We start from the raw sequence: 22,551 nt of genomic DNA, 5'->3' as shown, positions 1-22,551 counted from the left end.
CAATTATGTGAATGCCAGAGAGAACGCAACGATCCTGGATGTAGGAAAAGAACTCAAAGATTTTAAAGACAACTTTTAATCATTCAATTTTAACCAACGCCGCCGAAAGGCGGCTTTTTTACGCCTAAAGGAAAGTGAAATGAGTAAATTAACTTTTGATCAAGCTTTTGAACGTTTGATTGGACATGAGGGAAACTTCACAAATGATAAAAATGACCGCGGGAACTGGACCACAGGCATTATTGGAAAAGGGCAGTTAAAAGGCACCAAGTACGGCATTTCAGCAATGACTTACCCGCAGCTTGATATTAAGAATCTGACACTGGATCAGGCAAAGCAGATTTATAAGCGCGATTGGTGGGATGCTCTTAGTGCAAATAAGCTTGATACAGCGATTGTATTCCAGGTGTGGGACTTTGCTATTAATGCAGGCATGTCCACAGCGAAGCGTAAATTGCAATCTGCCGTGGGTGTTGCAGATGACGGGATTATTGGACCTATTACTCTGCAAGTAATTAACAGCACTGATCTAAATGATGTGTTGATGAAGTTCAATGCGGAGCGCCTGAATTACTACACTAAGCTCTCAACATGGCCCACGTATGGAAAGGGGTGGGTCAATCGGGTTGCGGGGCAGTTGCAATATGCAGCAGTCGATAATTAAGATTCATTGCAAACGCTCACTTTCAAGTCTGATTGTGAGCACATTTATTTTGATTGTTTTTTGATCAAATTGGTTATAATTTTGGATAAAAATTTCTGTGCATAAAACAAAACGCTCAACTTCATTCCTGATTTTGAGCGTCTCCTTTATTTGAATAATTTTTTAATTGTTGTTCTCAGGGTAAACTTGCTTCATATTCTCAAATCTTCTTTTTTCAACATCATCCAAGTGAACAATCAGATTAAGTGCATAACAGGCTTTTTCTAGCTGTTCTACTGTCCAGTGCTCAGGCTTGTAGTGATTCAAACTAAGTTTAAGTATGTTGTGATAGTATTCTTCATCAAATCCAGACACGTTCTGCTTCCCACTGTTATTAGAATACGATAGCCACATCATAATCAAAAATGGATAAAAAGCCATAAAGTCTATATTGTCAAAACAAGCATATTATTGTTCTGTGGATAAAATCAGGGTGACACTTAAAGTAATAAATGTATGATGCTATCTACCAAGTCTACAAAAATTTGTGAAAAAAATATTTCTTCTGTTTGTAGACTGATTTGTAGACTTGTAAATTGCAATACAAAACATTCGTAGGCAATTGTATGCAACTTAATTTTAAATCAACATATTGATAATGCAAGATAAAGCAATTGTATGCAACCATTAACAATCACGGCAAAACTGTCAGGTTTCTACCTGTTCTATTATTCCATAGTGGGAACGTTCATGCCTTATTGGAACCTCTATCTACAAGATCAGGGATTTAATTATCAGCAAATTGGGATTTTATCTTCGATTGCAATTATTACCCGTTTTTTTGCCCCCTTGATTTGGGGCTGGATTGCAGATAAATCGGGAAAGCGGATGTTACTGGTACGAATTGCGACATGGATGGAAGCCTGTATCTGGTTTGCAATTTTTGTGATTCCGAATAGCTTTCAATCGATTGCTTTATTGATGCTGGTTTTTAGCTTTTTCCAGAATGCGATTCTGGCACAGTTTGAGGGGGTGACTTTATTCTGGCTGGGTGAAAAGCGGGCTGAGTTATATGGCAAGGTTCGGAAATGGGGTTCAGTCGGCTTTATTGTTGGGGTATTTGCCATAGGCGCATTATTGGAAATTATTCCAATTTCAATGTTACCTATTCTATTGTTATCAGTTTCATTTTTGGCCTTTTTATGGTCATTTAGCATTAAGGAGCCTGAACATGCGCCAAGCTCGCAAAAGAAGCTGGAACCTTTATTGCCAATTTTAAAAAAGCCAATGGTGGCCGCCTTTTTTTGTATTGAGTTTATTTTACTGTTTTCACAGGCGCCTTTTTATAGTTTCTATAGCAATTTCCTGAAAGAAATCGGTTTTACTACCATGCAGATTGGAACTTTATGGGCGACAGGTGTGATTGCTGAGATTGTGATGTTTGCAGTGGCGCAAAAAGTCTTTTTTATCCGCTTTTCCTGGAGAACATTGGTTGCTATTTGCTTGATCTTGACCAGTTTACGCTGGTTATTGGTGGGTATATTAAATACACACTTTGTTGGACAGCTTTTAGCACAATGCCTGCATGCATTTAGTTTTGGGCTTTTTCACCTGATTGCAATGAAAGTCATCTTCCAGAATTTCTCTGCCGAACAGCAAGGTCGCGGGCAGGCACTTTATAGCACCATGTGGGGGCTTGGTGTGGCATCGGGAAGTTTATTGGCAGGGCATTATTGGCAGACTCTTTCAGGTGCCACCATTTTTTTATGTGCCAGTGTGGTTGTGCTTTTAGGCTTGATTTTGGTGGTCTGGCTGCCGAATCAAATTGAAACGACAGCACCCAAGTTAAATCTCAATTAAATTCAAAGCTGAATATTTTTATATTGTGGCATCCACGGTTGTGCCTGCTCAAGCTGTGCAGCGAGTTGAAGTAAACGGTCTTCACGCCCAAATGGTGCAATAAACTGACTGCCTAAAGGCAAGCCATTTTTATTCCAGTATAAAGGCACAGACATGGCAGGTAAGCCTGTGACATTTGCCAATTGGGTAAAAGGCACCCAGCTCAAGTTCTCTTGTACCATTTTCTCGACCAGTTTACCTTGTGCAAGATAATGGGCTTTTCCAACTTTTAATAAACCTTTGAGGATAGGCTTTTGCCAGCTAGGCATTGCAACTTCACCATTTTTGGGTGCAACAGAAGCAGTGGTTGGGGTTAGGTAAAGATCATATTTTTCAAAGAAGATATTCATTTGGGTGCTATACATTCCCCAATGGCCTAGGGTATGAATATAGTCTGTTGCTGTCGTTTTCGCACCAAAGGCTGCCAAGGCATTGGAGTCAAGCTCAAAATCCTCATCGGTCGCACCTGACATTTGTTTAATTTGTGCCTGCATGTAGGAAAACTGGCTAAACCATGTGGTGATAAAGTCTTTAGCGAGTTCCAGACCATTTATTTGCGGGCGGTCTTCAACCACGATATGTCCAAGTGACTCTAGAAGCTTGGCTGTTTGCTGAACCGCTTGAATCGCATCTTTGGAAACTTTGGTGCCAATCGGTGACTGGGTATTAAATGCGATTGTCAATTTTTTTGGAGTCTGCTGGATAACGTCCAGATATTTCTGGGTTGGAGATTGAATGATAAAAAGTGAGGCCTGTTCTGGACCTTGAACTGCATCCAGCATGGCAGCACTGTCCCGAACGGTTTTACAAAGCACATGCTGCATGGCCGCACCGTGCATGGCTTCACTAAACTGCGGTCCCCACGGTGTACGTCCACGGCTCGGTTTAAGTCCAAACAGCCCACAATAGGAGGCAGGAATACGGATTGAACCACCGCCATCGCCAGCTCCCGCAACAGGAACCAGACCACCAGCCACTGCTGAGGCAGACCCGCCCGAAGAACCGCCACTATTATGCTTTAAGTTCCAAGGATTATGACATGAACCCCATGCATCTGGCTCAGTAATACCCTTGATGCCAAACTCAGGTGTATTGGTACGGCCAAAAGTCACAATTCCTGCTTTTTCCCAGCGATTGACAATTTCTGCATTAAAGTCAGGTGTGTACTTGATTCTTTTCAGTGCATTGCTGCCATAGGATGTGGGTACACCTTGATATTCCTGAAACAGGTCCTTGACCAAAAAAGGAACACCCGCAAATGCGCCCGTAAGGGGGTGCTGGGCACGCTGTTTAGCCTGTTCATACATAGGGATAATGATTGCATTCAGTTTTGGATTGGCTTTGTGAGTATGTTCCAATGCAACCTGTAACAGTTCAGATGGGTGAATTTCTTTGCCCCTGACCAATTTGGCCAAACCGAGTCCGTCATATTGAATGTATTCAGAAAATTTCATGGCTTTTATCCCTAAAGCTAAACCGTTAATAAAATGGAAAATTTTAAGCGTTATTGTGGGTAAGAATACCTGAAAAAAATGAAGAACAATCAAATAAATTGCAGAATAAAAATATTGTGTTTATATGGTTATGATTGCGGGATTTTCTTTAAAAATATGCTAAGTTAAGCCAATGCAACGTTTAGATTACGACTTAATTAAATCTATGAAAAATATTTATATTATTGGATTGTTATGGGCTTGCTCAACATGGACTATGGCAGATACGGTTGTGAATGCGAAAACAGTGACACCGCAGCAAATTGCAAAAGCAAATGCAATTCGTGTCACCAGCCGCCCAGAAATTATGGGTTTGTGGGGAATGGAAATTACCAATAACAAGAAATGTGTCGAATATTATAACTTCCGTGGCATGAGTGATGTGGTGATAAAAAGTGGTCAGGAATGGTCTTATGGTCTGTATGATTACCAGCCCTCTGAAGATCACAAGGAACGTTTGCCTGCACTGATTTTACAGATTAAGTATGACAATAATGAGATGGACTGTTCTGGTCAACAACAGGATCAAACGGGTGAGGTTTCACAATACTTTGTGAAATGGGCGAATGATAATACCATTGATTTTTGTGCCAATGAAAAAGGCGAAAAGTGCTTTGCAACCTTACGCCGTGTTTTACCATAAAGAATCAAGGCCAATAAAAAACCTCTTATAATTTTATAAGAGGTTTTTTTGTTTAAGCAGTTTCAGCCTGTTGTGCCAACTGTTTTAATAAATGCTTCTCAAGATAATGGATATCCATTGCCTGTTCACAGAAATTGGCATCCTGCAAAATCAGGTCTTTATGCAGTGGAATATTGGTCTTGATTCCTGTCAAAATCATTTCATCCAGCGCCTGACGCATACGGGCTAACGATGTTTCACGATCTTTCCCATGTGCAATCAGTTTGGCAATCATGGAATCATAGTAAGGCGGAATGCTGTAACCCTGATAAATATGAGAGTCTAGACGGATACCAGCGCCACCTGGTGCATAGAAAATTTCAATTTTTCCAGGGGATGGCAAGAACGTGGTCGGGTCTTCTGCATTGATACGACATTCAATAGCATGGCCCTTAACCTCAATCTCATCCTGTTCAAGATTTAAACCTAAACCCGCAGCAATACGAAGCTGCTGTTCAATAATGTCCACACCCGTGACCATTTCAGTGACAGGGTGTTCAACCTGTACCCGTGTATTCATTTCAATGAAGAAAAATTCGCCTTCTTCAAATAAAAACTCGAACGTACCAGCACCCCGATACTGCATCAATTTACAGGCATTGACACAGGCTTCCAGAATATCTGCGCGCGCCTGTTCTGGCAGGTTTGGTGCAGGTGCCTCTTCCAGTACCTTTTGATGGCGACGCTGTAGCGAACAGTCACGGTCATACAAATGGATTGCATGGCCATTGCCATCGCCAAGTATCTGAACCTCCACATGACGGGGTTTTTGTAGGAAACGTTCCATATACACGGTATCATCGCCAAACCACATTTCTGCATCACGCTGGGCAGCCTGTACCGATTCAAGCAGCGTATCGACACGCTCGACAATACGCATACCACGACCACCGCCACCAGCCGCAGCCTTGACAATCAATGGAAAGCCAATTTCTTTGGCTTCTGCAAGCGCGTTGTTTGGTGTCACCGCATGGGCGGAACCTGGTACAGTTGGAACACCAGATTTCTTCATTGCCATAATCGCTGAAACCTTATTTCCCATCAGGCGGATATGTTCAGGACGTGGACCAATGAAAATAAAGCCAGAGTTTTCAACAATTTCAGCAAACTCGGCATTTTCCGACAGGAAGCCATAACCAGGATGGATGGCATCCGCACCTGTAATTTCTGCGGCGGTAATAATGGCAGGAATATTCAAGTAGCTTTCACTACTTGCACCTGGGCCAATGCAGACCGCTTCATCAACAAAGCGTAGATGCATTAAATCCTTATCGGCATCGGAATAAATTCCAACGGTTTTTATGCCAAGAGTTTTACAAGCCCGCGTAATTCGTAAAGCAATTTCACCACGGTTGGCAATGAGTACTTTTTGCAACATAGGAATCCCCAGACTCATTAGGCACGGTAGCGGAAAAGCGGTTGACCGAACTGAATCACTTCACCATTCTTGACCAGAATTTCTTCAATTACACCACTTTGAGTTGCCTCAATTGGGTTCATGATTTTCATGGCTTCAATAATACCCAGAGTTTCACCCGCAGAAACTGTTTGACCCACATTGACAAATGGTGGTTCACCTGGACTTGGTGCTGAATAGAAAACGCCAACCATTGGAGAGGTCTCAACCGCACCACGTGGTGTTTTTGCAGCAGGTGCTGCTGGCGCTGAGGTGATTGGTGCTGCAACAGGAGCCGCTGCGTATACAGGCGTTGGACGAGTCAGTGAAATGGATTGGTCGCCTTCCTTAACTTCTATCGCTTGTAAGTCAGATTCAATCATCAGGTCGATGAGTTTCTTGATTTTACGGATATCCATGAGTGAGCATTCCTAAATGTGTAAATTAGTTAGAAGATTGAATTTTTTCGATGGCATAATCGAGTGCAAAGGAATAACCCTTGGCACCTAGTCCACAGATTACGCCAATGGCTTTATCTGACAGGTATGAGTGATGGCGAAATGCTTCACGGGCGTGAACATTTGACAAATGCACCTCAATAAATGGGATGGCAACACCAAGTAGGGCATCACGTAAGGCCACAGAGGTGTGGGTAAGGGCAGCAGGGTTGATAATGATAAATTTTATATTTTCATTTTGTGCCTGATGGATGCGATCCACAATTGCGCCTTCCCAGTTGCTTTGAAAGGTATCCAGTGTCAATGACGAATTTTTAGCCTGAGCAGTGAGTTGCTGGTTAATATCCTCTAGAGTGAGATAACCATAGACTTCTGGTTCGCGCTTTCCTAGCAAGTTTAAATTCGGTCCGTGAATCACCAAAATGGTTGAGCTCATTCAGCCTGCTCCAATTCTAAAACTGCAAATATGTTTTGCAAGATGTCTGCAAAGTTTGCTCATTATGGCACAAAATTCTGCAATTTTTTATAATTTATTTTAATCGATGAAGAAAGTTGCATACCAAGCATGCTGCATATAATGAAAACTTTGTAAGGAATTGGCAATGTTAAAATATGACAAATTTTAGGGTGTTTTGCTTTTTCATTATTCTAAACTGAATTGCCACTTTTAGTTCATGGGATTTGTGTAACTCAATGGTCAAGCTCGCCAAATGATGATTTTTTAACTACATGCAAACTCATCATAAATTTCAACTAGCATATACGATTTTGATTCAATAAGGATTAAATTTTATTTTAATTTATTGTTTTTATTTATTTTAGTTGAAATATATTGTTTTAGATTAATTTATATGGATAGCATTTGTGTTGGGTTTTGGATAGACACAAAAGGTTTTTAAAAAGTGATTGTTCGTTGTATAGCTTTAAAAAATTCAGGGTTGGCAAAAATGATGATTTTTTCGTTTCGGGATGGCTGCTAATGACATAAAAATGTCCGAAAAAGATAACCCTTGTTGATTAAGATGGTGAGTACTTAAGAGACTACTTTTGATTGGCGTAATCTCTTATGGGTCTTTCAATGCTGTCTTTAAAATTAAAGGCAGCTTTTTTTCCTATTGTTTGATGGTCTGTAATGCGGTGTGATGTATGTCAGGCAACAAACAGTTTTGAGCCTGATGAGTAACAAATTTCACGTCCTGATCAGAACCATTCCATTTCTGCATTTGTTGAAACAGCCATTCAAAGTCACTGAGCTTGGGTTCAGCATTCTCTTGGACAAAATTCCGAACAATATTTTGAATGGTATAGTATTTCTCGACATGCACTTCTGTAGAGCAGTTGAACTGAATCACATCAAACTCAATCAGCAATTGCCATATAGGTGCAAAATCATCTAGTTCCCGAAGTTCCTGCTGTGCCTTTAGAATGGCCCCTGTTAATGCAACCAAAGTATTTGGATGCTGTTGTGCCCATTCCTGGGTTACAGCTAAAACCTTATCTGCCACATTTGGAATAATATCCTGGCTTGAACAGACAATATGGCTTAGTCCTTGCAGCTCAGCTTGTGTATTCCACGGTTCTCCCACACAAAAACCATCAACCAGATGATTACTTAAGGCTTCAACCATATATGGTGGGGGCAGTGTTTTCATTGAAATTGACTGGGCCAGTTCTGGATCGGCCAGTGCCAGCCATTCCCTTAAACAGTAATGATGAATGGAATGTTTGAACACATGAGCTAAGGAAACAGTATGATTTTGTTTGATATGGCTGACCAATTTTTTTGCGGATGTCTCGGCGGAATCATGCTTTTGAATATTAAGCTCATAACAGAGCTTTTGGCTTAAACTTATAAATGCACGGTTTTCACTCAATACCAAAGGAGTTTGTAAGGGGATACCAATTTGGTCTGCACCAACCGTAGCAGCAGGTAACATTGCCGATAAACAATGTGCTGCATCCAACAGTCCAAAAGCAAGGCGATCACGTAAACTTGCCCAGGATGCTTCTTTCACCAGTGTGACATCCAGTCCAGCATCATCAAAAAAACCACGATGTTTTGCCCAAAGCAGTGCAATACAATCCAGCAAGGGAATATAGCCAAGTTGCAGTTTAGTTTTTTCTACTTTCTCTAATTCGACTAAATGACTCATCTATTCATCCTTTAGCTGGCTATTTAATTGATTGCTTAAAAGTTGTTGTGCATCGAGTAAACGGCGTGCCATTTCCCCAATAGTCATGCGATGGCTCATGGCATTTTTGCGCAGCAATTGAAAGGCAGTATCTTCGGTTAAGCCATGCAACTGCATCAGCAATACTTTGGCCTTTTCAATATCCTTGCGGTCAGCAAGTTTGGTTTTGGCATCTTTAAGGTCACATTCCAGTTTTTTATGCTTTTTATATTGCTCAATGGAAATATCTAAAATGGTATGTAGGCGACTCGGGTCAATACCATCCACAATATAGGCGGTAATGCCTGCATCAATGGCCTGTTTAATAGTGTCTTTATCAGTATTTTTGGTAAACAGGACAGTAGGCAGGTCAAAATTGCTGACACAACTCTCAATCACATCGCGATGGGGATGGTCCATATCCAGCAGAATCACATCTGCCTGTAGATGTTCGAGTTTAAAAATATTCAGGTGATCAAGTGTAAAGCAGGCAACCACATCGAAGTCGTGTTCAATCAAACACGTTTTGATGTACTCAGCCCGAGCCTGATCATCGTCAATGAGTGCAATTTTAAGTTTCGGCATAAGTGTACAGGGTCAACAGTAGATAGTTGCACATTTTAGGTCGTGCTATGAGTGGGTCTTATGGGCATTTCAACTGCGAAATATGAAAGATCCTATAATTTTTTGAAGCAAAATTAATGCCATAAAGTATGTTTTTAATTGTCTTATTCGGTGCAATTGCCCTCTAACTTATAGGGTTTATGCGCTTTATTGTATCGCTACCTCTCTATTGAAGAAATGAAAATCTGTATTTAGCTATGGAAAATAAGTTTGTGTTCGTTTTTAGTGCATAAAAAGAGTTATTTTAAAGCAGAGTGAATTGTGCTTTAAAACAGGTCAGTGCCTGCTAAGACGGTATGAGAATCTATTGGTCTATCTCCAGATATTTATTTTATACCTATAAAATTTATAAAAAACAAAGGGTAATGGTAACTATATAGATATGTTGTAAAAGTTGGCACAGCATTTGCTAATTATTCTGTGAGTCGAAGATGACTTTTTAAAATTGTAAGACGGCCAACGATGTCCGATCTGATCGGTTTGTTTACACAAGTGAATTGTGTCAGCAAAGCAATATACGTTCAGTATGGGAGATGGCAATGTCTTTTTTATCTACAAATAAAGTAATCGTAAGCCTACTTAAAATTTCAGTTCCAGCGTCGCGAGCTCGCTCAACAGGGCGGCTCGCTTTTTTATCTGTTCTGATGCCAGCTGCACATTATTCAATTTCCCAAAACATTTCCAAGCCCTTATCTGAATTACACGCCATACAAATGCAAGCAATGGCGTGTAGATAAATTCTGCCTTGGTTTTGCAAATCCTTATACCAGATATATCAGCAACAACAGCAACGCAAGCAACCGCTAGCTGAACAAATAGAGAAGAATTGAGGAGAGACACAATGAAATTAGTGATGATTGGTCACGGTATGGTGGGGCACAAATTCATCGAAGCCATCCTGGAGAAAGCTGATGATGAACTGGAAATTACGATTCTTGCCGAAGAGCCGCGTATTGCATATGACCGTGTACATTTGACTGAATACTTTTCAGGTAAATCTGCAAAAGACCTATCGCTTGCACGTTTTGACTTTGCTGATGCCTATGGAATTGATTTAAGACTCAATACCAAAGCCATTGCGATTGATACCGCAGCACAAACGGTAACCACAAGCCTTGGCGATGTGATTCGCTATGACAAACTGGTCTTGGCGACAGGTTCCTACGCTTTTGTTCCGCCAATTTCGGGCAATGACCGTGAAAACTGTTTTGTCTACCGTACCATTGAAGACTTGGACGAGATTCGTGCAGCAAGCTTAAATGCCAAGTCGGGTGTAGTAATTGGCGGCGGCTTGCTTGGTTTGGAAGCAGCGAAAGCCTTACGTGATTTAGACCTAGAAACGCATGTAGTTGAGTTTGCACCACGTTTAATGGCAGTGCAAATTGATGATTTAGGTGGCAAGGTTCTCCGCCGTAAAATTGAAAACTTAGGGGTAAAAGTCCACACTCAAAAAGCAACGTCATCTATTGAAGCAGGCAATCAATCGACTCATGTGATGAAGTTTGCTGATGGCAGCGAGCTTGAAACAGATGTGATCTTATTCTCAGCAGGCATTCGTCCACGTGATGAGTTGGCGCGTAGCAGTGGTTTAGCCATTGGCGAGCGTGGCGGGATCAAGATTAATGATTATTGCCAAACTTCAGATACAAATGTGTATGCCATTGGTGAATGTGCACTTTGGGACAATAAAATCTATGGTCTGGTTGCCCCTGGCTATGACATGGCACGTATTGCAGCGAAACATATTCTAGAAGAAGAAACTCATTGCTTTGCTGGTGCGGATATGAGCACCAAGTTGAAATTGATGGGTGTGGATGTGGCATCTGTCGGTGATGCACATGGTATGACTCCAAATTCACTCAGCTATTTCTATGCTGATGAAGATGCCTTGATTTATAAGAAAATCGTGGTGGATGCTGATAAAACCAAACTACTTGGTGCGGTATTGGTCGGTGATGCAAAGGAATATAACGACCTTTTGCAAATGATGCTCAATGGTTTGGCAATTCCTGATGTTCCTGAAAGTTTGATCATGCCAGGCTTTGCCGATTCAGGTGCCAAAGCGGGCGGAAGTGGTGTGGATTTACTGCCTGATAGTGCCACCATCTGTTCATGTAACAATGTATCTAAAGCGGATATTTGCCAAGCCATCTGTGACGGTTCAACTTCACTAGGTGCTTTGAAAAAATGTACCAAAGCAGCAACCGCGTGTGGTGGTTGTGCGCCACTTGTCACTCAAGTATTAAAATCTGAGTTACAACGTCAAGGTGTAACAGTCAATAACCATGTGTGTGAACATTTCCCATACTCACGCCAAGAGATTTATCATTTGGTGCGTGTCAATGAAATCAAGACCTTTGATGATCTTATTCATCAACATGGTCATGGTCTAGGCTGTGATATTTGTAAGCCGATGGCTGCCAATATCTTGGCATCATGCTGGAACGATTTCGTCCTTGAACCAAGCCATGCAGGTTTGCAAGACAGTAATGACTATTACTTGGGTAATATCCAGAAAGATGGTTCTTACTCAGTTGTGCCACGTATGGCAGGTGGTGAAGTCACCCCAGATGGCTTGATTGCAGTGGGGCAAATTGCCAAGAAATATAACCTGTATACTAAAATCACAGGTGGTCAACGTGTTGACTTATTTGGTGCGCAAATCCACCAATTACCGTTCATCTGGGAAGAGCTCAATGCCGCAGGTTTTGAGTCTGGTCATGCCTACGGTAAATCGTTGCGTACTGTGAAATCCTGTGTCGGCAGTACATGGTGCCGTTATGGGGTAGATGATTCGGTTGGCTTGGCGATTGAACTGGAAAATCGTTATAAAGGTTTACGTTCACCGCATAAATTAAAAATGGCTGTTTCTGGTTGTACCCGTGAATGTGCCGAAGCACAAGGTAAAGATGTTGGTGTAATTGCCACAGAAAAAGGCTGGAATTTATATGTATGTGGTAACGGTGGGATGAAACCACGTCATGCCGAGTTACTTGCTTCTGACCTGGATACCGAAACCTTGATTCGTTATATCGACCGTTTCTTCATGTTCTATATTCAAACCGCAGATCGTTTACAACGTACTAGTGTATGGCGTGACAATATGGAGGGTGGTTTAGATTATCTAAAAGCGGTGATTGTTGAAGATTCTCTCGGTCTGGCTGAAGAACTTGAAAACCGTATGCGTCATGTGATTGGCACTTATCAGGATGAATGGCGTACTGCGGTGGAAAATCCTGAAATCCGTAAACGTTTCCAAACCTATATCAATGCCAGTGCAGAGCAACAGGCTGATCCACACATTCAATTTACTCAGGTTCGTGACCAAATCCGTCCTTTAAATGATGCAGAACGTTCAGTAGATCGTATCCCAATGGTTGAAGCATAAGGAGAATCAACATGACCAATTTAAAAATGAATATGCTTCCTGAACAAGAATGGGTTGAAGTCTGTAGCCTCAATGACATCACACCGAATACAGGCGTGGGTGCATTGGTAGGTGATCAAGCGGTCGCTTTATTCCGTGTTGGACATGAAAAGCGTGTCTATGCGCTCAGCAACAAAGACCCATTTAGCCAGGCCAATGTGATGAGTCGTGGCATCATTGGCGATGTACAAGGTGAACGTGTCATCGCATCACCGATTTATAAACAACATTTTAGCTTATCGACAGGTCGTTGTCTGGAAGACAAAGACCAAAAACTGTTGGTTTTCCCAACAAAAATTGAAAATGGTCGGGTTTGGGTGAGTCCAGTGCCACAAAAAACTTACATCACTAATAATGGAACTGCGCAAGAAAAATTAAAACTGGTTCTGATTGGCAATGGTTTGGCAGGGATGCGTTGTCTTGAAGACCTGCTGGATATGGCACCTGACCGTTATGATGTGACGGTGATTGGTGAGGAACCTTGGGGCAATTACAACCGAATTATGTTGTCACCTGTACTTTCAGGTGAAAAAACCATTGATGACATCATGCTGCACCCACATGCATGGTATAGCGATAAAGACATTAAATTTATTGCTGATGACCCAGCCGTTAAAATTGATCGTCCGCGTAAAGTGGTTTATACCGAAAAAGGTGAGAAAGTTGATTATGACCGTCTGATTATTGCGACAGGTTCCAGCCCATTTATTCCACCTGTTCAGGGCGTGGATTTAAAAGGCGTGATTAGTTTCCGCGATATTTACGATGTCAATACCATGATCAAATACTGCGAAACCAAGAAAAATGCCGTGGTGATTGGCGGTGGTTTGCTCGGTTTAGAGGCTGCCTATGGCCTAAAACAACGTGGTATGAATGTGACGGTACTGCATTTAATGGACCGTATCATGGAGCGTCAGCTTGATGGTCGTGCCAGCCGTATGTTGCGCCAAAGTATTGAGCAAAAAGGCATCAAAATTATCACTGAAGCGAATACCGAAGCCTTGATTGGTAAAAAAGGTCATGTGTCTCAAGTCCGCTTAAAAGATGGTACGGTGCTGGATGCAGATTTGGTTGTGTTTGCAGTCGGTATCCGTCCAAATATTGCCTTGGCACAAAGGGCGGGCTTACGTTGTAACCGTGGCATTATGGTCAATGACACCATGCAAACCTTTGATCCAAGTATTTACGCAGTGGGTGAATGTATTGAACATCGTAATCAAACTTTTGGTCTGGTTGAGCCGCTTTGGGGTCAAGCCTTTATTTGCGCCACCCATTTGGCTGAACACGGTAGCCTCACTTTTAAATCGCCAACCGTGCCAACTCAGTTAAAAGTGAGCGGTGTGGATGTATTCTCTGCGGGTAACTTTGAGCCAAAAGAGGATTATGAAGACATTATCCTGAACGATGAAAAACGCCAAATCTACAAGCGTATTATTATCCAGAAAGATAAAGTGATTGGTGCGGTGTTGTTTGGTGATACCGAAGACGGCATGTGGTATGCCGAGCTGATTGCAGATCAGACCCCAATTGTCAGTTTTAGGAATAAATTGTTGTTTGGTAAAGATTTTGCGATGAAAAAAGCAGGTTAATTACCTTTGGCTTGGGAGCAAAGGCTCCTAAGCTAAAAAAGAATGTGTATGCAGGAAAAAATGAATTAGGTAAGGGGCAGTCATGAACAGTATTCAAAATTTAGAACACAGTTGCTCCGATCAAGCAGAAACAATCATTACAAAAACAACTTGTCCCTATTGTGGTGTCGGATGCGGTGTGGATGTCACTGTCCAACATAAAGCGCAAGGTACAACGATCAAGGTCTCTGGAGACACAGTACATCCATCAAATCTGGGTCGTTTGTGTATTAAGGGTAGCAATCTGGCGGATACCTTGGGGCTGGAAACCCGTGTGCTGAATCCGATGTTTGGGCGTAAAAATCATCGTAAAGTCACCACATGGGATGTGGCGATTGAAAAAATTGCAGATCAGTTTCAAGCCTGTATTGACCAATATGGACGGGACAGTGTGGCTTTTTATGTTTCTGGTCAGTTGCTTACCGAAGACTATTATGTGGTCAATAAATTTGTTAAAGGCTATTTAGGTACGGCAAATATTGATACCAATTCACGCCTCTGTATGTCCTCTGCGGTTGCTGCATATAAACGCGCCTTTGGTGAGGATATTGTTCCTGCAAGCTATGAGGACTTTGAATATACGGATATGGTAATCTTGGTTGGCTCGAATACCGCATGGTGCCATCCAGTGCTGTATCAACGGATCATGCAAGCCAAAAGTAAAAATCCAGACTTGTTTGTTGTCGTGGTCGATCCACGTTTTACCAGTACCTGTGAACAGGCTGATTTACACTTGCCTATTTTACCAGGGCAAGATGTCGCTTTATTTAATGGTTTATTGCAGTACCTTTATAAAAATGATCATGTAGATCACCACTTTGTTGAAAGCTATACCGAGGGTTTGGCAGCACTTTTAGATGCGAGTGAAACAGAAGCCGACTTCAATGCATTGGTGAAGCGCACAGGCATTTCAGCAGAAAAATTACAGTTGTTTTTTGAGAAGTTTGCAAAGACTGAAAAAGTTATGACCCTGTTTTCGATGGGGGTCAATCAGTCGTCACAAGGCGTGAATAAAGCCAATAGTATTATCAACTGCCATTTACTGACTGGAAAAATTGGAAAATTGGGTGCTGCGCCGTTCTCAATGACAGGGCAACCCAATGCGATGGGTGGACGTGAAGTCGGTGGACTTGCCAATATGTTGGCAGCGCACTTGGATATTGATAACCCAGCCCATCAAAATTTGGTACAAACGTTTTGGAATAGTCCAGCGATTGCTAAGCAAGCTGGTTTAAAAGCAGTTGATCTATTTCAGGCCGTTGAAAGTGGCACAATTAAAGCCATCTGGATTATGGCAACCAATCCAGTGGTGAGTTTACCCAATGCAGATCAGGTGAAGCGAGCATTAGAGCAGTGCGAGTTTGTGGTGGTATCAGACATTTGCGCAGATACCGATACCACCGCTTATGCTGATGTGTTGCTGCCCGCTTTGGGCTGGGGTGAAAAAGATGGAACCGTCACCAATTCAGAACGCCGTATTTCCCGCCAGCGAGCTTTCCTGTCTGCACCAAAACAGGCGAAAGCAGACTGGTGGGCAGTGTGTGAGGTGGCAAAGAAACTGGGGTTTAATGGATTCGATTTTAACAATGCCTGTGAGATTTTTAACGAACATGCTGCTTTATCTGCCTATCAAAATGCCAGTGTCGATCAACGTGATCAGGTTGAAAACTTCCGTTATTTCAACTTAAAAGGCTTAATGAATCTCAGTGTAGATGAATATAATCATTTACGTCCAATCCAGTGGCCAGTGTGGGAGAAAGGCCAAAGTATTGCGGTTGAGCAATTATTTGATCGAGGTGGTTTTAGTCATAAAAATAAAAAAGCCAAACTGATTCCAACAGTGGCTATTGATCCTGTTCATTCAATTTCCGAAGATTATCCATTGGTGTTGAATACAGGGCGTATTCGTGATCAATGGCATACCATGACGCGTACAGGTTTGTCTGCAAACTTAACCACGCATCGTGCTGAACCATTTTGTGAAATTCATCCCAACGATGCCTTGAAATTTGGTATCCGTGATAAAGCACTGGTCGAGGTTCGTTCGGTTTGGGGCAGTTGTGTATTGCGGGTCACGCTGGCACAGGGTGTTCGTCGTGGACAAATTTTTGCTCCAATCCACTGGACTGAGCAAGTGGCTTCAGATGCCCGAATTGGTAAAGTGGTGAATCCAATTGTGGATGCGATTTCTGGTGAACCAGAGTTTAAGCATACACCTGTTTTGATTCAGCCGTTCCATACCACTTGGCAAGGGGTGTTGTATGTTCGAGAGGGTTTTGAGCAGCAGATCAAGGCATCGTTGCAAAGCTGTGCGTGGTGGACCAAGATCAAAACTGCCAAAGCTGTGCGTTATGAACTTGCTGATCGCCAAAGTATTGACCAAACTCAAAAGAACCTCAAAAACTTTTTGCCTTTTGTGGATGAAACCTATGAATGGCTGAGTCTGGAAGATATTTCATCGCAACTGAGCCATAGTATTATTTTAAAAGATGGCATCTTGATTGCCAGTTTATACATTGCACCCCCTGATTTATTGCCTGATCGGGACTGGGTGGCAAGTTTGTTTAAACGTGAGCGTTTAAGCGCCTTGCACCGTAAAGCCTTGCTTGCGGGGATGCCAATGTCGGCTGTCAGTAATGATGGACCTTTGGTGTGTAGTTGCTTTAAAGTAGGTAAGAACAAGATTGTTGAAGCGATTAAAACACAAAAAATGACCCATGAGAAACAGGTCACCGCATGCTTAAAAGCAGGTGGAAACTGTGGTTCATGTTTACCAGAAATTCGTGGTCTGATCAAAACCTGTCAATTGGAGGCAGAAGTATGAATACAGAATTTCCCGCTACAGATTTGGTGATTCTGGCGGGAGGGCAAGCACGCCGTATGAATGGTATGAATAAATTATTACAACAGTTTGATGACCAAATTCAGCTTTCCAAAATCTGTCAACGCTTCAAACCAGAAGTACAACAGCTTTGGGTGAACAGTCACCGTGATAGTTCCATCTACAAACGTATTGAACCCAATATCCAGTGTTATGCAGATGATCAAACTGGTTTTTTAGGACCATTAATGGGCATGAAAAGCGCATGGTCTCATGTACAATCAGATTATGTGTTATTTGTGCCCTGTGATGTCACCTACATTCCTGCCCAGGTGCTTTCGAGGCTACATCGTACACTACAAAAAAATCCCCAGGCATCTGCCGTCTATGTCACTATCAATGGAGATGCCTTATATCCATTTTGTCTGTTAAAAAGAGCAAGCTTGGCAGTGCTGGAGCAACAGATCGCAGCCAATCGCTTAAGTTTGCGTGACTGTTTTAAGCAACTGCATGCACAAACAGTTGCATTCCAGAAGCAAAGCTTATTTTGTCATAGCATCAATTCGATGGATGAATTACAGCAATACCAGCAAATGAAAGCATTTAGACAAATATTTATTTCGAATTAACGCCTTTTCTCTTTAAAGATTCTGATGAGCATTCTTGACCTTTGTTTAATTAAGTTCTATTTTGGAACTTATTAAATGTGCAATCTAGCAATCATGTTGTGAGAAGATGTTTAAACAACATTAATGTAATGAAAACAAGGTTAGAAAAATAAGGGGAATAGGAGCTATATATGTTGGCATTGCGTTATCAGCAAATTCCATTGCAATTTTTATTTGAGCATCAGGCAACTTTGGCGGGACTTGGGAAAATAGCAATACGAAGCTTAAAAAACACAAAAGGAAATCAAGCCGATTGGTGGGCGCTTGCGGCGATTAATGAAGTGATTGAAGCACCGAGTCATGAGTTGGTGGAACATTATGTACAGTGGAGTGGTGCGCAACCACATAAATATCAGGATTCTATTCCCCCACACATGGTCTCTCAATGGGGACTTTCATTTGCAACACGTTTGCTCTTACAAACCAGCTATCCACTCAGCCAAGTCATCAATCAAGGGGTTAGCCTAAAGATTCATGGCAAGATTCCTCGTAATGAAAAGTTATTGATTCAAGCCAAGATTTCCCACGTTGATGAACGCAATGGTTTAGCACGTGTTTCAGTTCAAATCATCACAGGTACAATTGCTCAACCTAATCTAGTCGAAGCGGTGTTGCATATGGCATTTATTTTGCCGCATTTTGAAAAAACCAAACGTGCTGAAACTACCGATGATAAAAACTGGCAAAGCTTGGGAGAATGGTCAACAACATCAGATGATGGCTTTAAATTTGCCTTACTGACAGGTGATTTTAATCCAATTCATTGGGTTGGTTTCTTGGCAAAACTCTCTAGTTTTGGTCAAAAAGTACTCCATGGCTTTGGGGTGTTTGCACGTAGTTTTGAGTTTTTACCTGAGCCTATCGAACAAATAGATGTCCGATTTTTAAAGCCTGTAAAATTACCATCGCAAGCCAATAAAGTTGAGCTGGCAATTGAACACGATCAAAAGTTTATTCGTGTTGTTGGTTCAGCAGGGCAAATTTGTTTAATGGGTCATTATTCATAAAAATATAAGGTGAAAACAAATGACAACGACTAGTTCAGCTTTAAGACAGGATGTGACAGCTTGTATTTTATGTTCACGAAATTGTGGTCTAAGTGTAGAAATTGAAAATAACCAGTTCAAGAAAATTAAAGGTGATGATCAGCATCCCTTTTCTCAGGGTTACATTTGTCAAAAGGCTGCTCGTTTGCAGCATTACCAGCAACATGCTGATCGCTTGACTTCACCATTAAAACGTCAAGCCGATGGTTCATTCACGGAAGTAAGTTGGGAACAGGCCATTCAAGAGATTGCTGATCAGCTTGTGTATATTCGCAATAATTATGGTGGAACTGCATTTGCTTCGGTTGGCGGTGGTGGACAGGGTAATCACCTTGGTGCAGCTTATGGTCGTCAGTTACTTTATGCCATGAAAAGTTTCTATGCTTATAATTCGTTGGCTCAGGAAAAAACAGGCGATTTTTGGGTCAATGGTCGTTTGTTTGGCAGTCAGGCCTGCCATACCACAGAAGATGTGGAGCATGCTGATTATGTGTTGTTTATTGGAACCAATCCTTTTCAGGCGCATGGTATTCCCAATGCACGGGACACCTTAAAACATATTAAAAAAGATCCAGATCGAACCATGGTGGTGTTTGATCCACGTGTCACCGAAACTGCCAAGCAGGCTGATATTCATGTGCAACTCAAGCCAGGTACAGATGCTTATCTGATGTCAGCCATGATTGCGATCATGCTGCGTGAAAATCTCTATGATCACAAGTTTATTCAACAGCATACACATGGTTTTGATGAGGTCAAACAGGCTTTTCTTGCTGTTCCAATTGAGGAGTATATTCAGAAGGCTGATGTTTCGGTTGAATTGATCTACCAAATTGTACGTGATTTTTCCCAAGCAAAACGAGGCTGTGTTCGGATAGATTTAGGTATCCAGCATACCTTAAATACCACGCTAAACGGTTATTTGGAAAAGCTACTCTATTTATTGGCTGGGCACTTTGGTAAACAGGGAAGCAATAATCTGCATACCATGTTTATTCCAATCCTAACCAATACCGATGAGCGCAATCCTAAATACCGCCGTACTGTACATCACAAAATGTTCCCAATTTCAGGATTTTTCCCACCGAATATTCTGCCAGATGAAATTTTGAAAGCAGGTGAAAAGCGGGTACGTGCAGTCTTTGTTGATAGCTGTAATCCATTACTGACTTATCCAGATACGGCTGCTTATGAACAGGCTTTTCAATCACTTGATCTATTGGTGGTGGTCGATGTTGCCATGACCGAAACAGCGCGTTTGGCACATTACATCTTGCCAGCCCATAGCCAGTTTGAAAAATGGGAGTTTACTGGCTTTAATCTGGAATTTCCAAAAAATGGTTTTCATTTACGCCATCCCTTGTTTCAACCACAAGGCAATACCTTACCTGAAGCAGAAATTTACACACGTTTGCTTGAGGCGATGAAAGCCATTCCTCAACAATTTCCAATCCTGAGTAAAATTGCGGAAAAAGATTCAGCAAATACCGCTTATCTTGGGTATTTTGCTGCTCTAGGTGCTAGTTTTGCGAAAAACAAGAAGCTTATTCCATTTGCTGCCTCAATTGTCTATCGCACTTTAGGCAAGACTTTGCCAAATGATGCGGCTGCCACGGCTTTGCTATTGCCGCTATGTATGCAATATACTGCCCAGCATTATCAGGCAGTTAAGCAGGCAGGCTACGAGGGTAATCGTCTCAATCTTGGGGTAAAGCTGTTCCAGGCCATTTTAAAACAGCGTTCAGGGGTGGTATTGTCACAGCATGACTATGCTGATGTATGGAACCTGATTGCATACAAAGACAAAAAAATCCGTTTAGCCATTCCTGAAATGTTTATTGAACTTGCTCAACTGAAACAACAGCCATTGGTTGTAAAAGAGGATTATCCTTTTATTCTGCTTGCAGGTGAACGCCGTAGTTACAATGCCAATCAAATTTATCGTGATCCTGCATGGCGTAAAGTCGATGCAGATGGACGTTTAAGGATTAATCCAGAGGATGCCTTACAGCTCGGTGTGGAAACAGGCCAGCTCTTGCAATGTATTTCTGAACATGGCGCAATTCGGGTCACGGTGGAACTTGATGATGGCATGCGTAAAGGTGTAGTGTCATTACCACATGGTTATGGACTGCGTTATGGGAATAGTGAACCGATTGGTCCGCAAATTAATCGTTTAACCTCCACGCAGCATTGTGATCCATTGTCCAAGACACCCTATCATAAGTATGTTCCAGTACGTTTGGAACGTTTAAGCACTTAAATGATAGGCGTATTGAATGAATAGATGACTTGCACCAAATTCTTTCATTGCAAACAAAGGCGGTTTGCAAATGGTGCAAGATGATTTCAACAAAAATATGCAAGACAGGCGCCATTTTTATTTGTAGATTGAAAGGGTTGCCTGTTTAAATATATGAATATCCTTAAGCCAAGATATTTGTTTATAGTTGGAATAATTATTGCTGTAAAAACAATTCTCTGTGATGAGTAAAGCAAGGATGCACAGAACCTGTGCCAAACCCAGTCAAAAGATTCACAAAATGAGTGCGTATGATGAAGCATGAAATACAAGAAACGGCGATACCGATCCTACAGGATCAGTATGGTCGGATTAAGCGTAAGTTACGGATTTCTGTAACCGATCGCTGTAATTTCAAATGTATTTATTGTATGCCAGAGTATCCTGAATGGATGAAAAAACAAGACCTGCTTAGCTTTGAAGCCTTGCTGGTTTTTTGTCGATATATGGTTGGGCAGGGGATTGAGAATATCCGTATTACGGGTGGTGAACCACTCATGCGTCAGGGTGTGGTGCATTTTATTCGTGATTTACAGCGTTTAAGAGCTTTGGGATTGAAGCGGATTTCGATCACCACCAATGCACACTATTTAGCCAAGTATGCGGAGCAATTAAAACAAGCAGGTCTGGATGATTTAAACATTAGTCTGGACAGTCTTGATTCCATGCAATTTAAACAATTGACCAAGAAAGAACTTGCCCCTGTACTGGATGGAATTGAAGCAGCAAAAAAAGTAGGTCTTCCGTTTAAAATTAATTGTGTGCTGATCAAGGGTCAAAACGATGACCAAATTATCCCGATGGTGAAATGGGCAAAACAGCACAACATTCCATTACGTTTTATCGAGTTTATGCCTTTGGATGGCGATCAGCATTGGACTGATCAGGCAGTGGTCAGTGAAGCGGAAATCTTGGAACAACTGCAACCTCTTTATGATATTCAACTGCTACAACAGCAGCATGAGCCTGCACGTCTATATCAGCTTGATGGGCACTATCATCTTGGTATTATTTCAACGATAACCCATTCATTTTGTGGAGACTGTGACCGAATTCGGCTGACGGCTCAAGGTGAATTGTATAATTGCCTGTTCGCGCAACAGGGTTTAAATATAAAACCTTATTTACTACAAGTGATTAAACAAAATACTGAATTAAAACAGCAAGCATTGTTGCAGCTTGATCAACAGATTAAGCCTTATATTTGGCATAAAGCCAAAGGCTATCATGCGATACAACATCAGCAAGCACGTAAGATTAGCATGCACATGCTGGGTGGTTAAATAGAAAGTG

17 protein-coding genes are annotated in these 22,551 nt (G+C 41.7%); 10 read left to right on the top strand and 7 right to left on the bottom strand.

Features of this window, described 5'->3' with window-relative positions:
- Nucleotides 1-139: 139 nt before the first annotated feature.
- On the top strand, nt 140-664 hold the full coding sequence (locus tag N5J47_RS04975) for a glycosyl hydrolase 108 family protein (RefSeq protein ID WP_279958967.1): 525 nt from the start codon (nt 140-142) through the stop codon (nt 662-664).
- 162 nt (nt 665-826) lie between these two features.
- Here N5J47_RS04975 and N5J47_RS04970 read toward each other — a convergent pair whose 3' ends face one another.
- On the bottom strand, nt 827-1,018 hold the full coding sequence (locus tag N5J47_RS04970; RefSeq protein ID WP_279958968.1) for a hypothetical protein: 192 nt from the start codon (nt 1,016-1,018) through the stop codon (nt 827-829).
- A 303-nt stretch (nt 1,019-1,321) separates the two neighbouring features.
- Here N5J47_RS04970 and N5J47_RS04965 point away from each other — a divergent pair, with 303 nt between their 5' ends.
- The gene (locus tag N5J47_RS04965) at nt 1,322-2,503 is read left to right on the top strand and encodes an MFS transporter (protein WP_279958969.1); all 1,182 of its coding nucleotides are present in this window, start codon (nt 1,322-1,324) and stop codon (nt 2,501-2,503) included.
- Nucleotides 2,504-2,505: 2 nt separating this feature from the next.
- Here the strand turns inward: N5J47_RS04965 and N5J47_RS04960 are convergent, their stop codons facing one another.
- Entirely contained in the window at nt 2,506-3,996 is a 1,491-nt protein-coding gene (locus N5J47_RS04960) for an amidase family protein (protein WP_279958970.1), read from the bottom strand.
- A 205-nt stretch (nt 3,997-4,201) separates the two neighbouring features.
- Between N5J47_RS04960 and N5J47_RS04955 the strand changes: the two genes are divergently transcribed.
- Entirely contained in the window at nt 4,202-4,678 is a 477-nt protein-coding gene (locus N5J47_RS04955; protein WP_267980030.1) for a hypothetical protein, read from the top strand.
- Nucleotides 4,679-4,730: 52 nt separating this feature from the next.
- Here N5J47_RS04955 and accC read toward each other — a convergent pair whose 3' ends face one another.
- The 5 genes from accC to N5J47_RS04930 form a co-directional block, all read right to left on the bottom strand.
- Nucleotides 4,731-6,095 carry an acetyl-CoA carboxylase biotin carboxylase subunit gene (accC, locus tag N5J47_RS04950; protein ID WP_279958971.1) on the bottom strand — a complete coding sequence of 455 codons (1,365 nt, stop codon included), beginning with the start codon at nt 6,093-6,095 and terminating at the stop codon, nt 4,731-4,733.
- Nucleotides 6,096-6,112: 17 nt separating this feature from the next.
- The gene (gene accB, locus N5J47_RS04945) at nt 6,113-6,532 is read right to left on the bottom strand and encodes an acetyl-CoA carboxylase biotin carboxyl carrier protein (protein ID WP_279958972.1); all 420 of its coding nucleotides are present in this window, start codon (nt 6,530-6,532) and stop codon (nt 6,113-6,115) included.
- 25 nt (nt 6,533-6,557) lie between these two features.
- The gene (gene aroQ, locus N5J47_RS04940; protein ID WP_279958973.1) at nt 6,558-7,007 is read right to left on the bottom strand and encodes a type II 3-dehydroquinate dehydratase; all 450 of its coding nucleotides are present in this window, start codon (nt 7,005-7,007) and stop codon (nt 6,558-6,560) included.
- A 676-nt stretch (nt 7,008-7,683) separates the two neighbouring features.
- Nucleotides 7,684-8,724 carry an ABC transporter substrate-binding protein gene (locus tag N5J47_RS04935; protein ID WP_279958974.1) on the bottom strand — a complete coding sequence of 347 codons (1,041 nt, stop codon included), beginning with the start codon at nt 8,722-8,724 and terminating at the stop codon, nt 7,684-7,686.
- The gene (locus N5J47_RS04930) at nt 8,725-9,327 is read right to left on the bottom strand and encodes an ANTAR domain-containing protein (RefSeq protein ID WP_279958975.1); all 603 of its coding nucleotides are present in this window, start codon (nt 9,325-9,327) and stop codon (nt 8,725-8,727) included.
- Nucleotides 9,328-10,207: 880 nt separating this feature from the next.
- Here N5J47_RS04930 and nirB point away from each other — a divergent pair.
- The 7 genes from nirB to moaA all read left to right on the top strand — a co-directional run bounded on the left by nirB (nt 10,208) and on the right by moaA (nt 22,541).
- Nucleotides 10,208-12,754: a nitrite reductase large subunit NirB gene (gene nirB / locus N5J47_RS04925; protein ID WP_279958976.1), complete on the top strand. Its 2,547-nt coding sequence runs from the start codon at nt 10,208-10,210 to the stop codon at nt 12,752-12,754.
- Nucleotides 12,755-12,759: 5 nt separating this feature from the next.
- Nucleotides 12,760-14,382 (top strand): nitrite reductase small subunit NirD, encoded by a 1,623-nt coding sequence (gene nirD, locus N5J47_RS04920; protein ID WP_279959162.1) that lies wholly within the window; start codon nt 12,760-12,762, stop codon nt 14,380-14,382.
- Nucleotides 14,383-14,464: 82 nt separating this feature from the next.
- On the top strand, nt 14,465-17,245 hold the full coding sequence (locus tag N5J47_RS04915) for a nitrate reductase (protein ID WP_279958977.1): 2,781 nt from the start codon (nt 14,465-14,467) through the stop codon (nt 17,243-17,245).
- Nucleotides 17,242-17,871 (top strand): NTP transferase domain-containing protein, encoded by a 630-nt coding sequence (locus N5J47_RS04910; protein ID WP_279958978.1) that lies wholly within the window; start codon nt 17,242-17,244, stop codon nt 17,869-17,871. The genes N5J47_RS04915 and N5J47_RS04910 overlap by 4 nt, the downstream gene beginning before the upstream one ends.
- Before the next feature lie 170 nt (nt 17,872-18,041).
- A complete protein-coding gene (locus N5J47_RS04905; protein ID WP_279958979.1) occupies nt 18,042-18,917 on the top strand; it encodes a MaoC/PaaZ C-terminal domain-containing protein in 876 nt (291 codons plus the stop codon).
- A gap of 19 nt (nt 18,918-18,936) precedes the next feature.
- Entirely contained in the window at nt 18,937-21,219 is a 2,283-nt protein-coding gene (locus N5J47_RS04900) for a molybdopterin-dependent oxidoreductase (RefSeq protein WP_279958980.1), read from the top strand.
- Between the two features lie 290 nt (nt 21,220-21,509).
- Entirely contained in the window at nt 21,510-22,541 is a 1,032-nt protein-coding gene (moaA, locus tag N5J47_RS04895; RefSeq protein WP_279958981.1) for a GTP 3',8-cyclase MoaA, read from the top strand.
- Nucleotides 22,542-22,551 lie beyond the last annotated feature (10 nt).

It is taken from the genome of Acinetobacter sp. GD03645 (genome assembly GCF_029845285.1).
GTDB classification, from domain to species: Bacteria; Pseudomonadota; Gammaproteobacteria; order Pseudomonadales; family Moraxellaceae; genus Acinetobacter; species Acinetobacter corruptisaponis.
Note: the sequence above shows the minus strand (reverse complement) of the source record. Positions and strands in the feature narration are given on the sequence as shown.

Coding starts and splice junctions, on each gene's coding strand:
- N5J47_RS04975 (WP_279958967.1), top strand. CDS start 140: ATGAGTAAATTAACTTTTGATCAAGCTTTTGAACGTTTGATTGGACAT.
- N5J47_RS04965 (WP_279958969.1), top strand. CDS start 1,322: ATGCAACCATTAACAATCACGGCAAAACTGTCAGGTTTCTACCTGTTC.
- N5J47_RS04960 (WP_279958970.1), bottom strand. CDS start 3,996: ATGAAATTTTCTGAATACATTCAATATGACGGACTCGGTTTGGCCAAA.
- N5J47_RS04955 (WP_267980030.1), top strand. CDS start 4,202: ATGAAAAATATTTATATTATTGGATTGTTATGGGCTTGCTCAACATGG.
- accC (WP_279958971.1), bottom strand. CDS start 6,095: ATGTTGCAAAAAGTACTCATTGCCAACCGTGGTGAAATTGCTTTACGA.
- accB (WP_279958972.1), bottom strand. CDS start 6,532: ATGGATATCCGTAAAATCAAGAAACTCATCGACCTGATGATTGAATCT.
- aroQ (WP_279958973.1), bottom strand. CDS start 7,007: ATGAGCTCAACCATTTTGGTGATTCACGGACCGAATTTAAACTTGCTA.
- N5J47_RS04935 (WP_279958974.1), bottom strand. CDS start 8,724: ATGAGTCATTTAGTCGAATTAGAGAAAGTAGAAAAAACTAAACTGCAA.
- N5J47_RS04930 (WP_279958975.1), bottom strand. CDS start 9,327: ATGCCGAAACTTAAAATTGCACTCATTGACGATGATCAGGCTCGGGCT.
- nirB (WP_279958976.1), top strand. CDS start 10,208: ATGAAATTAGTGATGATTGGTCACGGTATGGTGGGGCACAAATTCATC.
- N5J47_RS04915 (WP_279958977.1), top strand. CDS start 14,465: ATGAACAGTATTCAAAATTTAGAACACAGTTGCTCCGATCAAGCAGAA.
- N5J47_RS04910 (WP_279958978.1), top strand. CDS start 17,242: ATGAATACAGAATTTCCCGCTACAGATTTGGTGATTCTGGCGGGAGGG.
- N5J47_RS04905 (WP_279958979.1), top strand. CDS start 18,042: ATGTTGGCATTGCGTTATCAGCAAATTCCATTGCAATTTTTATTTGAG.
- N5J47_RS04900 (WP_279958980.1), top strand. CDS start 18,937: ATGACAACGACTAGTTCAGCTTTAAGACAGGATGTGACAGCTTGTATT.
- moaA (WP_279958981.1), top strand. CDS start 21,510: ATGATGAAGCATGAAATACAAGAAACGGCGATACCGATCCTACAGGAT.